The 22,930-nt window shown below is 53.7% G+C and carries 12 protein-coding genes; 9 read left to right on the top strand and 3 right to left on the bottom strand.

All coding sequences use genetic code 11. The annotated features are described in order from the left end of the window. The first annotated feature begins 359 nt into the window (after nucleotides 1–359). From def to MXE41_RS01460, 5 genes are all read left to right on the top strand, one after another. Nucleotides 360–902 (top strand): peptide deformylase, encoded by a 543-nt coding sequence (def, locus tag MXE41_RS01480; RefSeq protein WP_247099102.1) that lies wholly within the window; start codon nucleotides 360–362, stop codon nucleotides 900–902. Nucleotides 903–1,136: 234 nt separating this feature from the next. Beyond that, complete coding sequence (fmt, locus tag MXE41_RS01475; RefSeq protein WP_247099101.1) at nucleotides 1,137–2,105, top strand: methionyl-tRNA formyltransferase; 969 nt, start codon at nucleotides 1,137–1,139, stop codon at nucleotides 2,103–2,105. After that, the gene (rsmB, locus tag MXE41_RS01470; RefSeq protein ID WP_247099100.1) at nucleotides 2,098–3,447 is read left to right on the top strand and encodes a 16S rRNA (cytosine(967)-C(5))-methyltransferase RsmB; all 1,350 of its coding nucleotides are present in this window, start codon (nucleotides 2,098–2,100) and stop codon (nucleotides 3,445–3,447) included. The genes fmt and rsmB overlap by 8 nt, the downstream gene beginning before the upstream one ends. 347 nt (nucleotides 3,448–3,794) lie before the next feature. Continuing rightward, entirely contained in the window at nucleotides 3,795–5,183 is a 1,389-nt protein-coding gene (trkA, locus tag MXE41_RS01465; RefSeq protein WP_247099099.1) for a Trk system potassium transporter TrkA, read from the top strand. Between the two features lie 165 nt (nucleotides 5,184–5,348). Further along, the gene (locus MXE41_RS01460) at nucleotides 5,349–6,806 is read left to right on the top strand and encodes a potassium transporter TrkG (protein ID WP_247099098.1); all 1,458 of its coding nucleotides are present in this window, start codon (nucleotides 5,349–5,351) and stop codon (nucleotides 6,804–6,806) included. A gap of 148 nt (nucleotides 6,807–6,954) precedes the next feature. Here the strand turns inward: MXE41_RS01460 and MXE41_RS01455 are convergent, their stop codons facing one another. Further along, nucleotides 6,955–8,985: an exoribonuclease II gene (locus MXE41_RS01455; protein ID WP_281503516.1), complete on the bottom strand. Its 2,031-nt coding sequence runs from the start codon at nucleotides 8,983–8,985 to the stop codon at nucleotides 6,955–6,957. 623 nt (nucleotides 8,986–9,608) lie between these two features. Here MXE41_RS01455 and menA point away from each other — a divergent pair. Beyond that, on the top strand, nucleotides 9,609–10,547 hold the full coding sequence (gene menA, locus MXE41_RS01450) for a 1,4-dihydroxy-2-naphthoate octaprenyltransferase (RefSeq protein ID WP_247073700.1): 939 nt from the start codon (nucleotides 9,609–9,611) through the stop codon (nucleotides 10,545–10,547). Between the two features lie 191 nt (nucleotides 10,548–10,738). Here menA and prlC read toward each other — a convergent pair whose 3' ends face one another. Next, the gene (gene prlC, locus MXE41_RS01445) at nucleotides 10,739–12,808 is read right to left on the bottom strand and encodes an oligopeptidase A (RefSeq protein ID WP_247099096.1); all 2,070 of its coding nucleotides are present in this window, start codon (nucleotides 12,806–12,808) and stop codon (nucleotides 10,739–10,741) included. A gap of 1,108 nt (nucleotides 12,809–13,916) precedes the next feature. Here prlC and MXE41_RS01440 point away from each other — a divergent pair. From MXE41_RS01440 to MXE41_RS01430, 3 genes are all read left to right on the top strand, one after another. Next, a complete protein-coding gene (locus tag MXE41_RS01440; protein ID WP_247099095.1) occupies nucleotides 13,917–15,845 on the top strand; it encodes an aminopeptidase P family protein in 1,929 nt (642 codons plus the stop codon). A 339-nt stretch (nucleotides 15,846–16,184) separates the two neighbouring features. Further along, on the top strand, nucleotides 16,185–17,564 hold the full coding sequence (gene pssA / locus MXE41_RS01435; RefSeq protein WP_247099094.1) for a CDP-diacylglycerol--serine O-phosphatidyltransferase: 1,380 nt from the start codon (nucleotides 16,185–16,187) through the stop codon (nucleotides 17,562–17,564). 910 nt (nucleotides 17,565–18,474) lie between these two features. Continuing rightward, nucleotides 18,475–19,902 carry an MFS transporter gene (locus MXE41_RS01430; protein ID WP_247099093.1) on the top strand — a complete coding sequence of 476 codons (1,428 nt, stop codon included), beginning with the start codon at nucleotides 18,475–18,477 and terminating at the stop codon, nucleotides 19,900–19,902. A 931-nt stretch (nucleotides 19,903–20,833) separates the two neighbouring features. Here MXE41_RS01430 and MXE41_RS01425 read toward each other — a convergent pair. Beyond that, on the bottom strand, nucleotides 20,834–22,123 hold the full coding sequence (locus MXE41_RS01425; protein WP_247099092.1) for an alpha/beta hydrolase-fold protein: 1,290 nt from the start codon (nucleotides 22,121–22,123) through the stop codon (nucleotides 20,834–20,836). Nucleotides 22,124–22,930: the final 807 nt, after the last annotated feature.

The following is a 22,930-nucleotide window of genomic DNA, read 5'->3' as shown; positions in this document are numbered from 1 at the left end:
CATGCGGGCTCAGGGCCGCTACAGTGTTTTGCCTGTGCCGGGCAACATGTATTACAGGCAGGAGAGCGGCTCGCAGCTATGCGAGGTACGCTGACATGGGAGGCATGCTGACAAGGGAGGTGAGTGCTGGCTGGGACTCTTGCGGGGAAAGGGCACACAAAATAGCAGAAACAGAAGGTTTTACGGCAATCGTGGGGCAGACCTGGCGGTGCTTATGGTGAAATGGGCAAATGGTTATGGCCATGATCGGGCATATCATGGCTGTCGGGGTGATAAGAAAAGGCCGGCTTTTTACGCCAGCCCGACAGGCATGGTAAAATTGCTGGATTAATATCAGATTGTTGAGGCATTTGCATAATATGGCAGTTCGTGAAATCGTTATATATCCTGATGACAGACTTAGAAAACATGCTGCTGAAGTTACCGTCTTTGATGACGAGCTCAAGGAGCTGGTTCAGGATATGTTCGACAGCATGTACCACTACGAAGGTATCGGACTTGCTGCCCCTCAGATCGGTGTAAGCCGCCGTGTAGTTACCATCGATATCGTTGATGGTGATGATGAAGTCGAGGAGAACCACAACCGCATCGTTCTTATCAACCCTGAAATCGTCTCCCGTGAAGGCACTACAGTCTACAAAGAGGGCTGTCTGTCCGTTCCTCAGTGCTATGAGGATGTAGAGCGCGCCGAGAAGATTGTACTTAAGGCCAAGGACGCAGAGGGCAATGATCAGGAGTTCCATGCCGACGGCCTGCTGGCTATCTGCATGCAGCATGAGCTCGATCATCTCAATGGCCACGTCTTTGTGGACCACATCAGCACCTTAAAACGCGACCGCATCACCAAGAAGATGGTTGCCCTCAAGAAAGAAAGGGAAGCTGAGGCTCTCAATAAGCAGTAATTCCCATGGCCCGGCACGTACGGGACTTATCAGGGACCTCACCTCACGCCTGCTGTCGGCATCAGCCCGTTGAGCAGGCTGTTTTGTCTTTAAACAGACCTGCCGCAGCCGCTGCAGGCGCTGCATGGCTGGCCCCATGGGCGCTGCAGGCGCAGCGCGGCAGCGGCCGCTGTCGCAGCGGCTGCTGTAGCGGGGTGGGGACCCGGTTTAAGGAAAGAAGGAAAGTAAGTTTTAATGTCAGAAAGAATTATTTTTGCCGGTACTCCTGAGTTTGCAGCCGGGCATCTTAAGGCTCTGCTGGAGGCAAAGTTCAATATTGTGGCTGTCTACACTCAGCCTGACCGCCCGTCAGGACGCGGTCACAAACTCACTCCAAGTCCGGTAAAGGCTCTGGCGCTGGAACACAATATTCCTGTTTTCACTCCCCTGAACTTTAAGGAAGAGGCCGACAGGGCCGAATTTGAAAGCCACAATGCCGACCTTGCCATTGTCGTGGCCTACGGTCTGATTCTTCCAGAGCGCGTGCTCAATGCCCCGCGCCTTGGCTGCATCAATGTACACGGCTCCCTGCTGCCTCAGTGGCGCGGTGCCGCCCCGGTACAGCGTGCCCTGCTGTCAGGTCAGCCTGTAACCGGCGTGACCATCATGCAGATTGTCAAAGAGCTCGACGCCGGTGACATGCTCTTTAAAAAGGAAATGGCCATTGAGCCTGATGACACCTCCGGCAGCCTCTTTGAGCGCATGGAAAAATGCGGCGCTCAGGCTCTGGTCGAATGCCTGCCTGATGTACTGGCCGGCTCAATCAATCCTGTGCCTCAGAATCCTGATGACGTCACCTATGCCCAGAAGCTGTCCAAGGATGAAAGCCCGCTTGATTTTGCCCGCAGCAGCGCAGCTGATCTGTGCCTGAAGGTGCGAGGTCTTAACCCGTGGCCTGTAGCCACCATGACTCTTGATGATGTGGTCTACAAGGTCTTTGGTGCCAGTGAATTAAACGATGAGCAGCGTGCCGCCCTGCCTGACAGCTCCGATCTGCCTGCCGGTGCCATTGTCTGCACCGATGCCACAGGCATTGTGGTCAAATGTGCTCAGGGCATGCTTGCTCTGACCACCATTCAGGCTCCGGGCAAGGGCCGTGTAGCTGCAGCTGATTTTGCCCGCTCCCGAAAAGATGTCTTCTTAAGAGGTAAGTGCTTTGCCTAAATTTCAACGCTCCCGTTCCAGCAGGAATAACCGTCCTCATGTTGAGGCCATAGGCGCCGCTGCCCGTGCTGCAGCTGCCCGTATTGTGGCCGCTGTCGAAGAGGGTCAGTCCCTGAGTGAGGCCTTTCCTGTCTACTGCGCTGAATTTGATGCCCGTGATACCTCCTTTATCAAGGAAATTGTCTACGGCACCTTAAGACACCGCCGTCTGCTCATGGGCACCTTAAGACCCATGTTTGACTACAAGATTACCGAGCGCCACCGCATTGTCATTGCCCTGCTGCTCACCGCTTTCTATCAGATAGTTTTCATGCGCGTGCCTGTGCATGCCGTAGTGGCTGCTACAGTAAGCGCCTGTGGTGATGTTGGCCGCCGCTCCTTTACCTCACTGGTAAATGCCATTTTGCGCCGCTTCCTGCGTGAGGGCGCTCATCTGGTTCACACCACTGAGGCTGCTGTGGAATTTTCCTTCCCTGACTGGCTTTGTGAGAATCTGACTGCCTCCTATGGTGAGGAGATCAGCCGCGACATTCTCAGACAGTCCAATGAAAAGGCCCCGCTGTTCCTGCGTGTGGAAAACTCCAAGATCAGCACTGAAAAGTTCTTAAGCGATCTCAAGGAGCGTAACATTGAAGCTCAGGGCTTTGAAATCTGCCCTGGTGCCGTACTGCTTACCAATGCCACCAATGTCTTTGACATTCCTGGCTTTGCCGAGGGTATTTGTACCGTTCAGGACATTTCCGCCCAGCTGGCCGCCTCACTGTTAAAGCTCAGTGACAGCAGCTCCCTGCGCGTGCTGGACTGCTGCTGTGCCCCAGGCGGCAAGACAGCTCACATTCTTGATCTGTCCCCGGACAGCAAGGTGACAGCCCTTGATGTGGATGCTGCCCGCATTGAGCAGACCCGCTCCACCTTAAGCCGCCTTGGTCGTCTTGATCACGTGGATCTGCGTGAGCTTGATGCCCGGCACCTTGAAAGCCTTGAGGGTACTTTTGACCGTATTCTGGTCGATGCCCCATGCTCAGGCACAGGTGTGATAAGACGCCACCCTGACATCAAGTGGCTGCGCCGCAAGAAGGATATTGCCTCCCTGTGTGAGATTCAGGCCCGTATTCTTGATGCTGCCTGGGACAAACTTGCCTCAGGCGGAGTCCTGCTCTACACCACCTGCTCTATTCTCAAAGAGGAAAATGACGCTCAGGCTCAGGCTTTCCTGAGCCGTCATGCCGACGCCACCCTTGACCCGGTCACCGTAGGCGGTATCACTTCAGATACCCTGCAGCGCCTGCCAGGTCAGGACCAGGGAGACGGCTTCTTCTACGCCCGCTTTATCAAAACCTGATAAGGCTCAATAAGGGCCGGCCCTTGCAGCTGCGGACAGCTGCCCATGGGCTGCAGCCCTGCAGGGCGGCCTGCCACTCAGGCCGTCTTATTAATATGAAAACATCCCCTGACATCAGGATTATTTGTCCTGAAGCGATCGCAGCGACGACGCTGCAGAACAGATGCTTTACCTCCCTCAGGCAAGGACGGCTGCTCCCTGATGCCTGCACCGGCCTGGGGCCTGTGCCGCAGGGCCGGAACAGCCGGCCCTGACAGCCAGCCATGATGGCGTTGCCGGTACGGCGCTCAGAGGCGTGTTTTCACATGCCACAGGTTTATTGAGGCCCACAGGCCAGGATAACATTTATGAGAATCATCATTATCGGTGCCACCACGGTTGGAACAGAGCTTGCCGAGTATCTGGTCCAGGCCGGGCATGCCGTTACTTTGATTGACACTCCTTCTGAGGAGCTCTCACAAATTGCCAACCGTCTTGATCTGAGAGTGGTTCAGGGCGATCCGACCTGGCCATCCGTGCTGCGTGAAGCCGGCGCCCGTAATACCGAGCTGCTGGTAGCCACCTCTCCTCAGGATGAAATCAACATTGCCGTGTGCTCGGTAGCCTCGGCTCTGTTTACCATTCCCCGCAAAATTGCCCGTATCCGTGCTCCCGATCTTTTAAGTGAGCAGGACAAGCTCTTTGGCCCTAATGCCATTCCTATCGATCACATCATCTCTCCTGAGCGCATCATGGCTGATGCCGTGATTGACCTTATGGATCTGCCAGGAGTCAATGCCCTGCATACCTTTGCCCGCGACCGTCTGCTCATTACCAGCGTAACCTGCACCAGAGGCGGCAAGCTGCTGGGCGCTGAGATCATGGATCTTGAAAATTATGACGGCCGCTGCCGTGTGCTGGCTGTCTACCGCAATGGCGAGCTCATTGCCAAAATGGAGAATGAAACCCTGCTTGAGGGTGATGAGGTCTTCTTCTGCTGTGAGCGTACCCGTGCCCTTAACCTTATCGGCGCCCTGGTACCTCTCAAGCCTAATGGCAAGAACGCCGTAATTCAGGGTGGTTCCCATATATCCGATGCCATTGCCCTGCGCATGAGCCAGCGCTATAACGTCAAGCTTATCGAGCCTGATCCACGCCGTGCCCAGCGCCTTACCGAACGCTTCCGTGACAGCAATGTGGAGCTGTACTGTGCCGATGCGGCCAATATGGACTTCATCATGGAAGAAAAGATTTACCAGACTGATACCTTTATTGCCGCTGCGCCTAATGAAGAGAGCAATATCATGTCCGCTCTGATGGTACAGCGTCTTAACAAGGTAAGAACCATTGCCATTATCCGCCAGGCTTCCTTCCAGGATATTGCTCTGGCCGGCAGTGAGATCGACGCCATCATTTCCCCACGTGAGGCTGTTATCTCGGCCCTGCTCTCCAACATTCTTCAGGAGGGTGTGGAGAAAATGCGTATCTTCCGTCAGGGAGATTCCGAGGCCCTTGAACTGCTTGTTCAGGGAAGCCGCCGCTCCAGTTATGTGGTAGGCCGCAAGGTAGAAGATCTCAATCTGCCAGCCGGTGTGCGCTTTGGAATGGCCCTGCGCGACAAGCTGGTGGTCAAGATGGACGAAAACTTCGTCTTTGAAGATGGCGACCGCGTTCTGGTCTTCCTTACCGATCGCATGCAAATGCGTGCCCTGGTCAAACTGTTCAAACCACGCCCGTTCTGGCTGCCACGCTGGTAGCCCTCATGCCCCGTCTGCACCTGATGGCAGAGCCTGCATGGCCTGCCAGCGGGCGCAGATCAGGGGCAGCGCCGCGTGATGTGCGCCGTGTGCCGCGCGCACAGCCGTACGCGCTGCGGCGCCCGGCTGCCCGGGCTGTGAACTCAGCTTCCGTCCTTTACTGCTATGGTTATCAATCTTTTTGCCGTCTGCCGCCTGCTGGGACCTGCTCTCATAGGCATGTCAGTAATAGGCCTTATCCCTACAGTGTATGCTCTGGTGTCCACCACCGAGGGTGCTTTCAGCTTCGTGTTCATGACTGTCATTGCCTTTGTGATTGGCAAGATCATGACAATAATGGGAAGACGCGCCTCGAGCATCAATATCACCATACGTGAGCTCTTTTTATTCACAACTTCGCTGTGGGTGCTCAGTACGGTTATAAGCGCCATTCCTATTTATGTGCTGCTGCCTGATGTCGATTATGCCGGTGCCTTCTTTGAGGCGGCCTCCGGCCTGTCCACCACGGGCGGTACCGCTATTGTCAATCTCGATGACAGACCGGCTGCCATTTTGCTGTGGCGCTCCATGCTGCAGCTGATGGGAGGCATAGGCTTCGTAGTGATAGCCGTAGCCGTGCTGCCTCAGGTAGCCATGGGTGGTATGAATATCTTCAAAACTGAATCCACCTACTTTGAAAACTCCAACAAGTTCACCCCGCATATGAAGACCATGTCTCTTGCCATTATGGGCTGGTACCTGGTCACTCTGGTGCTGTGCACCATTGCCTTCATTATCGGTGGACTTGATTTCTTCATGGCCTTTAATGCCGCCGCATGTACCGTTGCTACCGGCGGCATGATGCCCACTGATGCCTCCATGAACGGCATGTCGCCTTTTGTCCATTACAGCGCCATCCTGTTCATGTTTATCTCAAGCTGCCCTTTTACCGTAATCATCGCCGGTATCAGTGGCAATATGCAAAAGCTGTTCAGCGATCAGCAGGTGCGCTACTACTTTCTCTTTACTCTGGCCATGTCCTTTATCGTGGCCGCCACACTGTATTTCAAAAATGAATACGACCTGGAGCGCGCTTTGCGTGTTGCCATGTTCAATGTGGTATCCGTTCTCTCGTCCTCAGGCTTTGCCCTTGAAGACTTTACTCTGTGGAACCCGATAGCCACCATGATCTTCCTGCTGCTGCTTCCTCTGGGCGGCTGCTCGGGATCAACCTCAGGCGGTATCAAATTCTTCCGTCTTTGTGTGTTCGCCTCCCTGTTCCGCGCCCAGATGATCAAGAGTATTCATCCGCACCGTGTCATATATCCGCGCTTTAACGGTCATCCTATTGATGCGGCCACTATCCACAGCATCATAACCTTCTTTGCCGCCTACATTGTGTGCGCCCTGGTCTCAAGTTTGATAGCTGTAGCCATGGGACTTAATCTTACCGATGCCATTACCGCCTCCATAACCTGCCTGTCCAACATCGGTCCTGCCATGGGTCCTGAGCTGGGCCCAAGCAACAGTTTTGCTAATCTGGATGGTGGCCTGCACATTCTTCTGGGTCTTGACATGATCCTGGGCAGACTGGAAATCATTCCGGTACTGCTGTGCATGACCCGCATCTTCTGGCGTGCCTGATGCCCATGGGGCCCGGCACCGGAGCTGCACTCCGGCCGGGCTGCCCCTGGCATCAGCGATAAAAAAAGCCGCACATCTCATGACGTGCGGCTTTTTTCATGCCCGCTCCTGCAGGCACTGCAGGCCCGGACAACCTGCAGCCTGCGCCTTAGCGGCGCTGATTCTGCTTTTCGCGGCGGTTTTCCATAACCTTGTCGGCATCAGGAACAGGCATGCCCAGAGGCAGCTCAGCAGGAGCACCCACGATGGAGCGGGTAATCTTCTCGATGCTGACAATGCGTACCTTGATTGGGTCACCAAGACGGAAGGCCACTTCGCCCATATAGGTAACCTGACCGTTGACGGTGTCGAAGTCCACGACATCACGCTTTGAGATGATGAAGCTGCCAGGTACGAAGATAAAGGCACCATTGGCCATGAGGATAACGCGCAGACCGCCACGGACCACATCAAAGACCTCGGCATCGAAAACAGTCCTGTTTTCCATATCAGGATAGAGGTAGTCAGCGTACAGCCAGTCACGTACGGAGCGCTCGGCCATACGGTTGGTACGTCTGGCCTGGTTCATGACCATCAGAGTGTCTTCATCAGGCATTCTTGGATGCTCGTTTTCGCAAATTACTGACTTGATGAGACGGTGATTGATCATGTCACCATACTTACGGATAGGTGAAGTCCAGGTGGCGTAGTTCTGAACACCCAGAGCATAGTGAGGACCAGGATTGATCATCATCTGGGAGTATTCCTGATGCTTGCGCATCATATTGTCCAGATAGGTCTTCTCCAGGGAGTTGGCGTAACGGCGGGCAGCACTGAAGCCAGGAATATCTCTTAAGGCCTCTTCAGTGGTGTTAAAGCCGTTGGCGGCCAGAAGCTCAACCACATCAGCAAGCTCTTCTTCGACAAAGCCGGTATGGGTATTGAAGATACCGGTGTTGAGATGCTGGGCAAGGAAGTTGCCGCAGGCCACGTTGGCGGCGATCATGCACTCTTCAACAATCTGGTTGGCAATACGGCGGAAGTTGATCTCAATGCGATCCAGAGCGCCCTCTTCAGTAAGGATAAACTCGTAATCAGGACGGGTTCTGAAGGCAGCCAGCTCATTGGTACGGTAGTTATCACGTACATGGGTAAGCTCCACCAGATCGCTCAGTACCTTTTTGATGGTCTCATCAGGATTGAAATTGCTGGTGTCGCCATTTTCAATGTAGTCAGATACATAGTTATAAACAAGCTTGCCGTGAGACTTGATCATGGCCAGCTTGAACTGGGTATCGTCGGTGGCAATGGTGCCGTCTGAGAGCACGTGGATAATGCCTACCAGAGCCGGGCGCTGTTCGCCCTCACGCAATGAGCACAGATTGTCAGCCAGTTCACGAGGCAGCATTGGGATATTGCGGCCTGGCAGATAGATGGAGAAAGCACGACGGGAGGCTTCCTTGTCCATCTCGGAGTTCTCATCTATGTAGCCGGTAGGATCAGCAATGGCTACATAGAGCTTAAAGCCATCATCAGTCTTTTCGATATACAGAGCATCGTCCATATCTTCAGTCTTTTCGCTGTCGATAGTGACGAAAGGAATATCGGTAAGATTTTCACGTGGCAGATCCTGCTCGTGGAACTTGAACTCTTCGGTAGATACAGGGGAGGCGTCTGGAAGATCAAGGGACTTGAGGCTTACTACCCATGGAGTGGTAGGGTCATCCTTGCTGGTGATGATTTCAGTAATGGCAGCACGGAAGAACTTGTCATTAAGGGCATGCTTCTTAAGAGTGCCCATAACCCAGTCACCTTCAGTGAGCTTGACGCTCTTGTCCTGACGCTGGTCGTCGGCAATAAAGCTCTGCTTGATGCTTGGCACATCAGGAATGATGTTGAGCTTGTTATTGACGAAAGTTACGCGGCCAACAAAGTGATCCTTGAGGGCGCACTCAATGAGAGTCTCAGGCTCAGCCTGGCTCTTGCCGCGCTCTTCATCGGTGGTAATGATGGCATTAACACGGTCACCGTTGATGACGTTCTTCATGAACTGAGGAGCAATGAAGTAGGATTCCTTTTCACCAGGTACTTCAAGAAAGCCAAAGCCACGGTCAGTGCCTTTGACAATACCCTCTTTCTTAACTTTTTCAGCGTTAAAACCCTGTTTTAAAGCCATTAACGCCGGATCATCAAATAACATACTCGCCCCTAAACTGCACCGCCGTCAAAGACCTCAGCCGATGGATCTGTCCACCAGGACCTGGAAATTGCAAACTGCGCAAAAACATGAGTTCAGCTGCCAGCAGCACCTTATTTGCAGCTGTTGCAGCCTTTAATTTACTGAGCCCGAATTATACAAGAAATAGGCGGTTTATATGCCATTTCTTGACCTTAATCACAGATAAATTGCCAAAAACAGCACATAAATCGCCCCTGTTGTGCTATCAGCACTTTGTCACCGCCCGTTCAGGCCATCTTACGATGGTGCAGGCAGGGCTGTGCCGCAGGCTCCGCATGAATGCCCGCCTGCACAGCAGGCACGCCTGCAGTGCTGTGCAGGCGGGCGGGCCGTGTACGCTGCTGCTCGTCCTGCAGCACTGCGGCCGACACGGCCGCTGCCGTGCATTCTTGCACAGCTGTGCGCCTGCCGGGCGGGCCGGGTCTGCAGACATGACTGAAAACACCGTAAATCCGGGCATTTCGTGCCTCAGGCGCACTGAAAATGAGCTGCAGTTGACAGCGCTTTTGTCCTGAAAATTAATGATAGAATAGTGGGATTTTTGCAGGCCACAGGTCCTGTACAAGGAAAGGAAAAACTTCAAAATGATCAAAGACTGGATCAAAGAGGCCCGTCCCCAGACCCTCCTGCTGGGAGCAACCAACTGCGCCGTTGGCTGCGGCCTTGGCTTTTACTATGGCGCTGTAAATGCCTATAACATTGCAGCTGCCTTCCTGATTATCGTCACCGGCATGCTGTTACAGATTCTGTCTAATCTGGCCAATGATTATGGTGATGCATTCAAGGGAGCTGACGGTGCCAACCGTCTGGGCCCTATCCGTGGTGTCATGACCGGCGCCATCAGCCTCAAGGCTCTCAAGCGCTTTATGGCCATTGTCACCATCATGCTCTCGGTTACCGGCATTACCGCCGTTTACATGACCCTGGGCAATGACTCCCATGCCTTTGCCTGGTTCGTTTTCCTGGGCGTAATCTCCATTCTGGCCGCTATCTTATACACCCTTGGTGTGTCCTACGGCTACCGTGGCCTTGGCGACGTCAGCGTTTTCCTCTTCTTTGGCGTGCTGGCCGTAATTGGCCCGCAGCTGATGATCACCAATGCCTCAGGCAGCGGTTTTGAAATCTATCCTGACACCATTATGCTCTGTCTGAGCGTAGGTGCAGGATCAGTTATGGTGCTGCACACAGCCAACATGCGCGACATTGCCGAAGATACCTTAAACGGCAAGCGAACCCTGGCCGTGCGTCTTGGCTACCGCCTGGCATCCATCTACCACGCCTTCCTTTTTGCCTGCGTACTGGTGTTCTCATTCCTTGCCTGCTTTGTTTCCCACAAAGGCTGGGAAATCAGCATTCTGGCTCTGGCCTTAATCCCTCTGGCCTCATCAACATGGCGCACTATCCGCAATGCTCATGACGGCAGCAAGGTGGCCCCTGAGCTCAAGTACACCCTCATTGGCTGCTCCATCCATCACTTTGCCTGGATGATTGTGCTGCTCGTAGACTTCTGGGTCTACTACTGACCCGCCCCACAGCCCTGCACCCAGCAAAGCGACAGCGCCGCCCTGCCGCTGCAGGCTGTGCGGCCGTCTGCCGTCTGGCGGCCACAAAAAAGGCAGATCCTGTAATCAGGATCTGCCTTTTTTCATGGTCTCAGGTCAGGGCCAGCGCAGCCCTGGGCAGAGGCTGCCCTGCCCTGGCATCTGGCCCTTTATTACTTCTGCACCGGAGTAGAGATACCGCTCTGTCGCAGCAGGGCGTCGACCTCAGGCTTGCGGCCACGGAAAGCAATAAAGCCCTGCATAGGGTCCTCAGCACCACCACAGGCAAGGATGTAGTCCTTGAAATCCTCACCGGCCCTGGCGTTGAAGATACCTTCCTCTTCAAAGCGGCCAAAGGCATCGGCAGCGAGCACCTCAGCCCACTTGTAGCTGTAGTATCCGGCTGAATAGCCGCCGGCGAAAATGTGGGTGAAGCTGTCAGGGAAGCGGGCATCGGCAAACTGTGGCACCACGGCTACCAGATCCTTGACCTCCTTTAAGATTTCGTAGACACGGGTACCCTTGTTCTGGTCGTACTCAAGGTGCAGTCTGAAATCAAAAAGACCAAACTCCAGCTGTCTTAACATGGCCATGGCTGACTCGAAATTACGGGCCTTTATCAGAGCATCGAGCTTTTCCTTTGGCAGCGGCTCGCCTGTCTTTTCGTGAGCAGACAGGAACTTGAGCACCTCTTCCTGCCAGGCATAGTTTTCAAAGAACTGGCTTGGCAGCTCAACTGCATCCCATGGAACACCGTTGATGCCGGAAACATCAGCAATGTCGATACGGGTCAGCAGCTGATTGAGGCCGTGACCAAACTCATGGAAGAGGGTTACCACTTCATCATGGGTAAGCTGGCTTTCCTTGTCACCTACAGGAGGGGTGAAGTTGCACACCAGATAGGCTACCGGCAGCTGCAGGGAACCGTCTGAGCGGTAGCGGCGGCTCATGGCCTCATCCATCCAGGCACCGCCCCTCTTACCCTCACGGGCAAAGAGATCCATGTAGAAAGTGCCGATACGCGAACCGAAACGATCGTAAATATCGTAGCAGTTAACATCCTTATGCCAGACATCCACGCCAAAGTGAGGGCGGAATGAGACATTGTAAAGGCGTTCGGTACACTCAAACAGGCCGTTGATAACCCTGGAGACACCAAAGTAAGGACGCAGCTCCTGAGGATCATAGGAATACTGCTCCTGGCAAAGCTTCTGGGAGTAAAAAGCCACATCCCATGGCTCCAGATCACCCTCAAAACCGTTTCTGTGGGCAAAGTCGCTCAGCTCCTCTACTTCCTTGAGACCCTGGGCATGGGAGCGTACGGCCAGATCCTTGAGGAAATCAATTACAGCCTCAGGAGTGTCGGCCATCTTGGTAGCAAGAGAAAGGTGAGCATAGCTTTCATAACCAAGCAGCTGAGCCTCTTCATGGCGCAGGCGCATGATTTTGTCGATATTCTCCTGATTATCCCACTTGCCGGCATCAGGGCCCTTGTCGGAGGCGCGGGTATTGTAGGCAACATACAGCTCACGACGCAGCTCACGGTTCTCCACGTAGGTCATGAATGGCAGATAGGAAGGGATATCAAGAGTAAAGGCCATGCCCTGCAGACCGCGCTTTTCAGCTTCGGCACGGGCCTGCTTTATCTGGGCAGCAGGCAGTCCCTTAACCTCATTTTCGTCGGTTACATTGAGGACATAGGCCTTGGTGGCATCCAGAACATTATTGGCAAAGTCTGACTGCAGCTGGGAGAGCTCAGCGGCGATTTGAGCAAAGCGCTTCTGCTTGTCATCAGGCAGGTCGATACCGCTTAACTTGAAGTCGCGCAGGGAATTTTCAATGGACTTGCGCTGGGCCCTGGTCAAAAGAGAGAAAGAGTCGGAGCGGCGAATCTTCTTGAGTACCTCGCAAAGTGGACGGTACTGACCAATAAAGGTGGAGTATTCGGCCATTAAAGGCAGGCAGCTGTCATGGGCCTCACGCAGCTCTTCAGTATTGCAGACGCTGTTGAGATGGGAGACCACTGACCAGATGCGGGACAGGCGGTCATCAGCCTCTTCAACAGGGGCAATTACATTGTCCCAGGTAGGATCGTTCTCATGAGTTTTGACTACAGACTTTACAGTTGCAATGCTGTTATCGATAGCTGTTTTGACAGCTTCTAAAACATGCTCAGGCTTGACGCTGGAAAAGTTTGGCAGTCCCTGTAAAGACAGCAGTGGGTTGGTTAAATGCTCGCTCATCTATAGTCCTCATGATTGGAAAAACCGGTCCTCAAAGCCACAGACAGACTGCCTTAAGACAGGCCGCCGGGCTGGCTGTAATCATATTAAAGCAAAAGCCGCGTACCTGCACAGGCTGTATCGATAAAGATCAGCGCCCGGCCCCCTGCTCACAGCAGTTACCCCCGCCAGCGCCCCACTTAGCGTGGCCCAGGACCAGCCCAGGGCAGGGCACCCCCATGACCAGCCCAGTGGCACCCGTCCTGGCCGCACGGCCCATACTGGTCGGCCAGCTGCCGGCCAGGGCGTACGGCCACTGTCCGGTGCGGCTGCATGGGACAGGCGGATGGGGCTGCTCAAAAGGGCAGCAGCTGTCTCAAATTTGCCTTATTCATGGTTCAGGCGAATGTTCATAGATACATTACAGCCTGATTTGCGCCATCTGGTTATTAGGTATAATATGTGTTCCCTCAAAGTTTATTATGCTTATTTGCATGCCGATTAACCGGCATGCAGTAGATGCGGTCAATCTAAGGAACTTACCAGTACGACTGGGGTCTTAACAGTTAATGCAGCCTGCGCTGCTGAAAATATTGCCCAGCAGCTGTTTCAGGATGTCAGGACCGTGCATCTGAGCGCCCGCCCCTGCTGTGCAGGGCCTTACGGGCATGGCCTTACCGCCACGGCCTGACCATCAGTCAGGCCTTGATAATATATGGGGTATTGTGCGGACTGACGCCGCAGGCAAAGCTCCCCGTCACCAGAGCGCACTGAGCTGCGCCCTGCCGCAGGCATACCTGCAGGTAACGCCCGGCAGTCTTACACCCGTCTGAGGACAGACGCTGCAGGATGCAGCGTGGGATTTATCACTGCCCCGGCACCAACCTGCCCGGACAGCATCAAAACAGGTCATGGCGCCTGCCAGCTGGCAGGCGCCAGAGAGCAGACAGGACTGCCAGGCTGCTGCCAGGGCTGAGCCCTGTCAGGCCGCCTGTGGTCATGACGGGACATTGTCCCGATGTAACCATATCCTGATGGGACATTGTCCTTATGTGACCATGTCCTGATGGGTCATTGTCCCGATGTGACCATGTCCTGATGGGGATGGATAGAAAAGGATTTCTTACTTATGACAGACAATATTCAAGACGAATCACTCGACCTGCTGGAATCCCTCAAGGAACAGCTCAGAGAGCACGAGCTTGATGCCATGCTGATCCCTCATGATGACGAATACCTCTCAGGTGATCTGACTCCTGACTGCGAGCGCATTGCTACCCTGACCGGCTTTACCGGTTCAGCAGGCTATGTCTGTGTCAGCATAAGCCAGAAAGAAGAATTCCCTGTTGAGATCAGCAGCCGCAAGGATGAGCACGAGATGCTTACCATTGACCGTGCACAGGCCGTATTTGTTGACGGTCGCTACAAGGTGCAGGTCAAGGAGCAGGTAGACGGATCTGTCTACAACAGCTTCAACTTTGCCGAGGTCAAACCTGCCGACTGGCTGGTAGCCGTGCTGCCAAAGAAGGCCCGTGTCGGCGTTGATCTGCGCTGCATCAGCTTCCAGTACTACAAACAGCTCAAAAAGGATCTGGAATTGTCCGGTATCGAGCTGGTAGCTCTTGAGGAAAACCTCCTTGATCTGGTGTGGAAGGACCGACCAGGCGCCGTATGCTCACCAGTTGAGATCTTCCCTGATGAATTCAACGGCTGCCCAAGTCTGCAAAAGCGTAAGAACCTTGCCAGGTCCCTGCGCGACCGTGGCCTTGATGCCACCATCATTTCCCGTCCGGAAACAGTCTGCTGGCTGCTCAACATCCGTGGCCGTGACCGTGAATGCCTGCCTGTTATCAACTGCCGTCTGGTGGCCTATGCCAATGAGGCTGTTGAGTGGTACCTCAATCTTGATCATTTAAGCGATGAGGTTCAGGCCAGCCTTGAAGATCACGTAGGTCATATCGATATCTTCCCTGAGGCCGGTTTTGATGACGTGCTCGACCGTCTGTCCAACGCCAGCTGCAAGGTTTATGTCGACTCCCGCAGCACCAATGCTCACATCTTCCAGGCCCTTGAGAGCAAGGGTGCCCAGGTGGTTGAAGGCATGGGTCTGTGCGAGCTGCCAATGGCTACCAAGAACCCTACCGAGCTTGCAGGTGAACACAAGGCCCATCTTAAGGATGGCGTAGCCATGTGCCGCTTCCTTGCCTGGCTTGATGATGTTACCAGACCTGAAAACATCACTGATGTTGAGGCCTATCTGCGCCGTGTTGAGGATCTTGATGAGGCCGTTCTGGCTGAAAAGGCTGAGAAGTTCCGCAAGATTGAGGGCGATTACATTGAGCCTTCCTTTGCCACCATTTCTGCCCTCGGCCCTAATGCCGCCATGTGCCACTACAATCATGCCGAAGTAGCCGCACCACGCAAAATGGGTCACGATCCTCTTTATCTTATTGACTCTGGCAGTCAGTTCATGGAAGGTACCACTGACATTACCCGTACCGTACTGGTAGGTCCTGGTGTTACCGAGCAGATGCAGCTTATGTATACCCTGGTACTCAAGGGACATATTGCTCTGGCTTCAACCGTATTTCCACGCGGCACCTGCGGTCTGCAGCTTGATGCCATCGCCCGCCGTCCGCTGTGGTCTGAGGGCTTTGACTACGAACACGGTACCGGTCATGGTGTAGGCCATGTTCTGGGCGTACACGAAGGTCCGCACAATATCTCTACCCGCAGCTCAACCGTGCCTCTTGAAGTGGGCATGGTTACCTCTATTGAGCCTGGCTACTATGAGGACAATGAGTACGGTATCCGTCTTGAGAACCTCTATGAAGTCTGCCAGTGCAGCCAGCCGGGCTGTCAGCACATGCTGTGCTTTGAGCCTCTGACTCTGGTTCCTTTTGACACCCGACTTATCATTCGTGAGATGCTCACTCCGGCTGAGCGCAGCTGGCTTAACAGCTATCATCAGAATGTTCATACCATTATCAAAAATGCCGCAACCACCATGTCCGATATGGAAGTAAGCTATCTTGCCGAGGCTACAGCACCAGTATAAGGACATACTCTGACCTCACAGTCCCGGACTTACGACCGGGAGGCAGTATGCATATAATGGGAGTGCTGCTGATATTATTTTCAGTAACGGAACCGGGCCATCACCATGGCTCATGCCCAGGCCGCCACCATGCCAAGGCGCGGCCAGGGCCTGCAAGGGCCATCTCATGCCCCCGCCGCCTGCAGCGCAACGCCAGCGCCGGAGCAGGCGCCACTTATGGCCGATCCCCTGAGGTTCTGTAAGCACAAATACATCACACTGCCTGCTGTGTGTGCTGTCTGTACCATGCCAGTGAGTCAGGGTCTGGCATTATCAAAGCTTCGTTTTAGTTTAAAGTTCATGTTTTGGTTTAAAAACAGTTTACCTAACGCTCTTTACAGTCAGACCAGACTGCAGCAGCTGCCGCAGATTCCAGTAAAGGCCAGTGACTACACTGTTCTGGAGCGCCCTACCAGCTTTCATCAGCGTATTCTCGAGCTTATCTCACAGGCTCGCGAGCGCATTATGATGACCATGCTCTATCTGCAGGACGATGAGGCCGGCAATGAGATCATGCAGGCGCTGTACGAGGCTCAAAAGCGTAATCCCCAGCTGTATATCAGAGTATATGTAGACTTCCACCGTGCTCAGCGCGGTCTTATTGGTGGAAAGGGCGAACAGCGCACCAATGCGCAGATGTATGCCTCCTATGCTGCTGATGTTGACCATCCGCCTGCCGTTTACGGTGTACCGGTCAAAAGACGTGAGCTCTTTGGCGTCATGCACCTCAAGGGCTTTGTTTTTGATGACACTGTGCTGTACTCAGGTGCCAGCATCAACAAGGTTTACCTCAACTACAACAAAGAAAAGTACCGCCTTGACCGCTATCACGAGATTCACTCCCGTGAGCTTGCTGACACCATGTGTCACTACACCAACGAAGCATTTCACCAGAATTTTGCTGTTCAGGACTTTTCTCAGGGCAATATCAGACCTGCCCGTGATATCAGAGGCGAGATCAAGGCTCTGCAGCGCAGTCTGGCCCGCAGCCAGTATTCCTTCAAGAGCTCAAGACGCATAAAGGATGATGAGGTAGGCATTACTCCTCTTGCAGGCCTTGGCAAGCGCAACAATCAGCTCAACCGCTCCATTCTCTGGGCCCTTGATTCGGCACGTAAGCAGATTTTCATCTGCACCCCTTATTTCAACCCGCCACGCATACTTCAGGAGCATCTGGAGATGGCGCTGGATCGCGATGTTGAGGTGACCATTGTGGTAGGCGACAAGGTGGCCAATGACTTCTATATTCCACCTGAGCAGAGCTTCTCCACCATTGGTGCCATTCCTTATGTCTATGAGCAGAATCTGCGTGATCTGCTGACCAGACAGCACAGACACATTGAATCAGGCAAACTCAATGTCTACCTGTGGCGTGACGGCATCAATACCTACCATCTCAAGGGTATTTTCATCGATCGTCATCTGGCCGTAATTACGGGCAACAATCTTAATCCGCGCGCCTGGGGTCTGGATCTTGAGAACGGTCTTTTTGTCCATGATCCCAACCACCTGCTCCAGGAAAAGTTCATGCATGAAAAGCAGTACATACTGCGTCATACCACCCGCATGAACTCAGTCAATGATCTGGAGAAATTCGAGGATTACCCTGAGCAGGTTCAGAAGATTCTCAAGAAGGTACGCCGCCTGCGCGCCTCCTTCATCCTCAAGAAGCTGCTCTGACCCGCCACGTGAGCGCCATACGGCGCCCACGCGGCAGCAATGCGGCGCCATACAGCAGCAATGCGGCAGCAATACGGCGCCATGCTGAAGCGCAGCTGCCGCCCCGGGCAGCTGCCTTGCCCGCCTGGCAGCCCGCCGGGCCACTGCGCAGCTTCTGACTCATTTCTTTACAAAAGGCTGTACTGATGCACCTTGAAGTGACAAGTACAGCAAGGCCCCTCGATCCAGGTCACAAAAGCCCGGAAACAGGGGCTTTTTTATCAACGCTCCCAGGGCCGCAATTATTCTTTCGTATGATTTGGCTGTGTGTATTGAAGTCTGCTCTGACCTGCGTCATGGACTGTACTGAGCATGGCAGCCCTTAAGGCTGCCTTATTTTCACCGTGCCTGTGATACTGAAATTCTGGCAGTTCACAGCTGCAGATCAGGCTTTCATCCGGCTTTTGCCTGTTGCCGGCGGCAGCTGACAGCGCAAAGCCCAGACCTGCACGCACAGCGCAAATGCCGCCCGGCACTGATGCTGCGCCCGCGCATGAGACCGGCATTACCTTACTGCAGTCAGAGGCAGCTTCTTACCACCATAGCCGCGACCATTTCCGGCCATGCAGTCATTTTCCCTTTTCCTGATTATTTGAGCATCAGTCAACAGCATATAATCTGCACTCCTTCACACGCCACCAGCTCTGAGGATCAGCCCTCACAGCCCTGGTGATATTGCCCGCCAGATTTTCCCTGTAAAACAACCAGATAATCACGGCCCCTACCATACCGGTCTCCATACAGTACGCCTGCAGAACCACTCCGGGCAGTTATGACTGCCCGTTAACAGCCATAAGACCTCCTTTGTGTGCTGCGCTGCTGCATGCCAGATGACCGGCAACAGTCATTTCCCTGTTTTTTTGCACTCTCTATGTCCTGGTCAGTCAAATTATCGATTTTTGCCACCTGCATCTTCTTCACCTCCTCAAGCTATACCATGTGCGTACCTTTCCTGCCGGTATATCTGCTTGAACTTGGCGCACCCAAAGAAGATATTGAGATGTGGTCGGCCCTCGTTTTCTCCTCATGCTTTCTTATTGCCGGCATAATGGCTCCTGTATGGGGCAAGATTTCTGATGTCAAAGGCAAAAAATCCATGGCCCTGCGCGCCTCCTTTCTGCTGTGCCTGTGCTACACGGCCGGTGGTCTGGTAACAGCTCCTGTGCAACTGCTCTTTATCAGAATACTGCAGGGCTTTGCCAACGGTTATCTGCCGGTGGTACTCTCCATGGTGGCCCAGCAAAGTCCCCGTGAGCGTCTTGGCACCTCCATGAGCATCATTCACTCCTCCCAGCTTGCAGGTACCGTAAGTGGCCCCCTGATTGGCGGTCTGCTTGCCGATATCTACGGCTATCGCTCATCATTTCTCATTGCCGGTGTCTATCTTGCTATTGTGGTCATCATCACCTGGCTTACTCCAGAGGATAAAACAAGTACTCAGTCAGCCCGCAACAACACCAGCATTATCCAGGACCTCAAATTCTGTCTTACTACCCCTTCCATAAGCCAGATTCTGCTGCTGTTCTTCACCTTTCAGATGGCCATGCTCGCCACCGGCCCTCTTATGGCACTGTATGTAGCCGAGATGATGGGAGGCTACGAAAATGCAGGCCTGTACGCAGGCATTGCCACCTCCCTGCCACCACTGATTGGCGCCCTGATAGCGCCGCTGTGGGGTATGTTTGGTCAGCGCCGGGGCTTTTTCCCTGCCCTTGTGATTACCCTGAGCTGCTCGGGCATATTTGTAGCCCTGCAGGGCGTGGCGACCACCTACAGCACCCTGCTGATTTTCTCAGGCTTCCTTGGCATGTTCATTGTGGGCGTACTGCCATCACTGAACTCGGCTCTGTCTGTGGCCACCACCAGTGATTTCAAGGGACGCGCCTTTGGTGCCATGACCATGGCAGGTCAGTTTGGAAGCATGATGGGCCCTATTATGGCCGGTGTAGTGTCCTCATACATGACTATAAGTCATCAGTTCTATGTATCAGGCTGCATCCTTATGCTCATGGCTTTCATGGCTGGCGCCATGGGATTAAGGCAGCGCCGTGAGCAGACAGCCTCAGCTCAGGCCCACGCAGCTGAGCGCGCCGTTCAGGCTCAGCGCGAACGTGAGAGTGCCGCCATGGACGGCAGCAACACAGCCGCGCAGCCCAGCCCGGCAGTGGCAGCGGCCACTGCGGCCACTGCTGCGGCTGCAGGCCCTGCCTGCAGCATTGCCCCGCAGAGTGCACACATCGCCATGTCAGCGCCCGCCGCTGACAGCCATCCCCCATCTGAGGAGCGGGCATACCAGTAACGGACTGTCAGCGGACGCCCCTGACAGCCACCCCCCATCTGAGACTCAGGCAGACCAGTGATGCAGCAGAGCCTTGCTGAGCCAGTCCAGAGGGGCTGCCCCAGGGCTCATAACAAACCTTAAATAACAGCATGACGGTCAGGTACCAGGTATGTGACACACTTTAAATATCATCCCTGCAGCCATGATGACGCTGTCCTGTCAAGGAGCGCATCCTGTCATAAAGTGCTTAAATATCTGCATTTGCGGCACTTGCTGGCTACTTATGACAAACTTTAAAGAGCATAAATGACAGTCTTTAAGTTAAATGACAAACTTTCAGTATCTTTAGACAAACTTTAAATGAGAGGTCATTTATGCGCGCTCCGCCCCTCAGCCACCTGCACTGCCCCTGCTACCTCAACTGCAGGCGCAGATGCAGGCTGACAGGCGCGGCATGCGCCTGTCAGGCATGAAAAAGCCCATAATCAGAAAATCATGGGCTTTTTCATGGGCCTGGTCCTGCAAATGTGGTCGCAAGTATGGCTACAGTTCAATATGGCGGAGTCAGGTCTTTGCACCTGCTGTTACCCCCCCCACAAGAATGGAAAGAAAAACAGCCTCAAAGGCCGTACGCATGCAGGCTGGCGCAAAATGCTGGTGCTAAACGCAGGTGAAAAAAGCCCATGATCAGAAAATCATGGGCTTTTTCATGGGCCAGGTCCTGCAAATATGGTCACAAAGGATGGCTACAGTTCAATATGGCGGAGTCAGGTCTTTGCACCTGCTGTTACACCCCCCCACAAGAATGGAAAGAAAAACAGCGTCAAAGGCCGTACGCATGCAGGCTGGCGCAAAATGCTGGTGCTAAACGCATGTGAAAAAAGCCCATGATCAGAAAATCATGGGCTTTTTCATGGGCCAGGTCCTGCAAATGTGGTCGCAAGGATGGCTACAGTTCAATATGGTTGTCTGAAAAGTGCTTGAGAGCAGATTCTAAGGCAAAAGGAATGGAAGAACCATGGCTTTGCTTGGCAAAGATGATGAACGATATCTGCTCAGGATGCTCGCTGTGAGCCTTGATTACGGAAACCAGAGTCTTGATATTCATAATCTGGTCTTCGCTATTGATTGAGGCCTTACGCTTTTCAAGAGCATCATCGGAGGCCACAGTCAACTCTGAGGTTTTGACCAGAGCCTCGGCAGTACTGGCTCCGGCAGGCATATTGCGATTTTGCTTTGCAGTATCAGCAAGCGGACGGTGCGAGCTCTGGCCGGCACCGCTGCGCCCGTCCACGCCAATCTGGACTTTTGGCCATGGAATACCTGTGGAGCGCACTACAGCCTCATTGTTGTAATGGGCCGTATCATTGCGGTCAAAGGTATTGCGTGCCTTGAGAGCCTGCAGTACATGCTCTGGTGACTCGCTGCTGCCACGGCTTACAGTCAGGTGGTGAGTGAACTTTTTGTCATGGTAAAGATGCGCTACTTTCTTGCGCAGATCCTGACTGTACCCCCACCATACTGAAGGTGAGGCTGCGAAGTAGCAGGTAAAGCTGTCCTGCTTTTGCAAAAAGAGATTAAGCACCAGCAGTCCGGCAAAGGAATGACCAAAAATCATGTCCTCTTTGATGTCAGGGTAGCGCTTTTTGACCAGATTTTTGATGTCATTGACCAGAAAATCAATGAACTCCTCATCGCCACCGCCACCGGGAAACTCCCGGGCCAGATCATCAGAGAGCTTTGGAGTAAAGTCCCAGGTACGACGCTCAGTGACAAAAGGAATATGGTCAGAGTGGGACACACCGATAATTACCGGTACCCTGATAGGATTTTTGCTGTCGGCTGCAGCCTCAGACAGATCATCACCACCCATGCCATAAACAGGGCCGGATTCATACTCATGATGGACCAGAACATGGGCCAGGATATTAACTATCCTGGGAGTAAAGGCATAACCGTCCAGGGTATAGAAAGCACGGGTACGGTCACAGTGATCACGGGCTTCAGCAAAGTAGATGTAATAAGGGTCCCCGGCTTTGTTTTTGAGCTCAACCACCTCGATGTCAAACAGAGCCTTTGCCTCTCTGGTATACGGCTCTACCCCGGGAGCCGGAGCTGCATGAGCTGGCAGCACGAAAAAAGCGGCAGCAAGACCGGCAGCGGTCAGAGCATGACAGATTAAGTTCCTCAGGCCTGTGAGTTTGAACAGGTCCGGAGAAATGAATTTGCTCCACTGCATAAAAGGGGGTTCCAGGCTGATGACGCTACGGCACGGACGCAGACCGCAGGTCAGGTTAAGAGGATATACGCTTGCTGTTACTGCATGTCAGCAGCGCAGATAGCATGTGACTTTCAGAAAGTACCTGAGCCATGACGGGGCTTCAGGATGAGTACAAAGACTTGAAGGACGGATAAAGGCGCATCTGCAAACAGCTGCTTTGCATATGGCACTGGCTTAACTCTAAAAACACACAGTCCTGCCGGCATAGCCATACATGACTTAAGTCCTGTGCCATGAAATGACCATACACCGCGAATAAACGGCCAGCAGACATGTCCTTATTATACTCCCGGGGTAATGCTTTTTATCCTTTAATTTATGCCCTGCAGGCAAAACAGGGTGCTGAAAAAACCGCCTGCATTCCGCAGGTCACTTAAATTTCCCCCGGCATCCAGCCCCGGCACCATGCTGGCGCCTGGCAAGGTGCCATGTCTGGTGCCGGGGCCAGGCATAAGCCAGCTCACGGCCCACCATGTTCTCCCCAGGTCAGGGCTGCAGCGCAGGACCAGTGCAGGCTGGGGCTGCAGTTACCTGCAGCCACTGCAGGCACTCTGTCAGACAGCTTTATAAGGGCTTTGCAGCTGACCTTGAGCATTGTCTTTAGATGATATAATCACTTCATTAATCCCCTGTAATAACTGCATTACAAAAGGCATCAGACTATGCTGCCTGCGCCCGCGCTGAGTCCGCACCCGGGCCTGAGATCGGGTTCGGCCCATGGCCCCAGGCCCGCGCCCTGGCCGTCAGACCAGCAGGCACCTGCAG

The organism is Anaerobiospirillum sp. NML120449 (assembly GCF_023051105.1).
Lineage (GTDB): Bacteria > Pseudomonadota > Gammaproteobacteria > Enterobacterales > Succinivibrionaceae > Anaerobiospirillum.
The sequence above is the reverse complement of the archived record's forward strand: the minus strand, read 5'-3'. Positions and strand labels throughout refer to the sequence as shown.